Below are 1,815 nucleotides of genomic sequence, written 5' to 3' on the forward strand. Positions count from 1 at the left end.
CCCCCATTCAGCCCATTCTTTCGCTGGCATAGCTTCCTGGCGATGCGGGGAAGACGACGGTCTTGTTTCCGTTCAGGAAGACGCGCCTGTGGATATGGGCATGGATGGCGCGGGCCAGGACCTGGCTTTCGACATCCCGTCCCAGGCTGACGTAATCCTCGGGGGATTGGGCATGGGTGACGCGGATGATGTCCTGCTCGATGATCGGGCCCTCGTCCAGGTCGGCGGTGACGTAATGGCTGGTGGCGCCGATCAGCTTCACGCCGCGCTCGAAGGCCTGCTTGTAGGGGTTGGCGCCCTTGAAGCTGGGCAGGAACGAGTGGTGGATGTTGATGATGCGGCCCGACATGCGCCGGCACAGCTCGTCCGAGAGCACCTGCATATAGCGCGCCAGGATCACCAGCTCGGCGCCGTTTTCCTCGACCACCGCCATGATGCGGGCCTCGGCCTCGGGCTTGTTCTCCTTGGTGACCTTGATGCAGTGGAAGGGGATGTCGTGGTTCACCACCACCTTCTGGTAATCCATGTGGTTCGAGATCACCGCGACGATGTCGATCGGCAGCGCCCCGATGCGCCAGCGATAGAGCAGGTCGTTCAGGCAATGGCCGAAGCGGCTGACCATGATCACGACCTTCATCTTCGAGGCTTCGTCATGGAAGGCATAGGTCATGTCGAATTCCTCGGCGGCGGGCGCCAGCCCCTCGCCCAGCTCCTTCAGCCCGACGCCCTGTTCCGAGACGAAGCTGACGCGCATGAAGAAGCGCCCGGTCTCGGCATCGTCAAACTGGCTGGAATCGGTGATGTTGCAGCCCTTCGCGGCCAGGTAGGTCGAGATCGCCGCCACGATCCCCCGCGTCGAAAGGCAGGTCACGGTCAGGCAGTATTTGGTCATCAGGCTCTCCACTGTCAGCGGGCGCCAGGGCCCGTTCTTCATCGTTTCAGAAATACCCCGGGGGGCGCGGGGGCTGGCCCCCGCATCCCGCCCCCCGCATCGCGTTCAGGCGGTCAGGCCGGCAGGTTCCGGCAGACCGTTCGCCCGGCAGCAGGCGGTCAGCGTATTGGCCAGAAGGCAGGCGATGGTCATCGGCCCGACCCCGCCCGGAACCGGGGTGATCGCGCCCGCGACCGGGGCGGCGGTCTCGAAATCGACATCGCCGACCAGGCGGGTGCGGCCGCCCTCGTCGATGCGGTTGATGCCGACATCGATCACCGTCGCGCCCGGCTTGATCCAGTCGCCGGGGATCATCTTCGGACGACCGACCGCTGCGACCAGGATGTCGGCGCCCCGGCAGACCTCGGCCAGGTTCTTGGTCCGGCTGTGGGCGATGGTCACCGTGCAGCTGTCGCCCAGCAGCAGTTGCGCCATCGGCTTGCCGACGATGTTGCTGCGCCCGACCACGACCGCGTTCAGCCCGGACAGGTCGCCCAGCCGGTCGCGCAGCATCATCAGGCAGCCCAGCGGCGTGCAGGGCACCATCGCCTTCTGCCCGGTCCCCAGCAGGCCCACGTTCAGGATGTGGAAGCCGTCGACATCCTTTCCGGGCTCGATCGCGTTGATCACCGCCTCGGCGTCAAGATGGCGGGGCAGCGGCAGCTGCACCAGGATCCCGTGCACCGCCGGATCGGCATTCAGCGCCGCCACCTGCGCCATCAGAGCCTCTTGCGTGGTGTCGGCGGGCAGCTTGTGCTCCCACGAGTTCATCCCCGCCTCGCGCGTCTGGATGCCCTTGTTGCGAACATAAACCTCCGATGCCGGATCCTCGCCAACAAGCACAACCGCAAGACCGGGAACAATTCCCAAACCAGAAAGCTCGG

2 protein-coding genes are annotated in these 1,815 nt (G+C 65.6%); both read right to left on the minus strand.

The annotated features are described in order from the left end of the window. Positions 1-7: 7 nt before the first annotated feature. Positions 8-892 (minus strand): formyltetrahydrofolate deformylase, encoded by an 885-nt coding sequence (purU, locus tag RM190_RS23270; RefSeq protein ID WP_311761864.1) that lies wholly within the window; start codon positions 890-892, stop codon positions 8-10. Positions 893-997: 105 nt separating this feature from the next. Continuing rightward, positions 998-1,815, minus strand: an 818-nt coding sequence (locus tag RM190_RS23275; protein WP_311761865.1) for a bifunctional methylenetetrahydrofolate dehydrogenase/methenyltetrahydrofolate cyclohydrolase, incomplete at its 5' end; no start/stop codon positions are given.

The sequence above is a fragment of the Paracoccus broussonetiae genome, from assembly GCF_031854425.1.
In the GTDB taxonomy this organism is placed as follows: domain Bacteria; phylum Pseudomonadota; class Alphaproteobacteria; order Rhodobacterales; family Rhodobacteraceae; genus Paracoccus; species Paracoccus broussonetiae.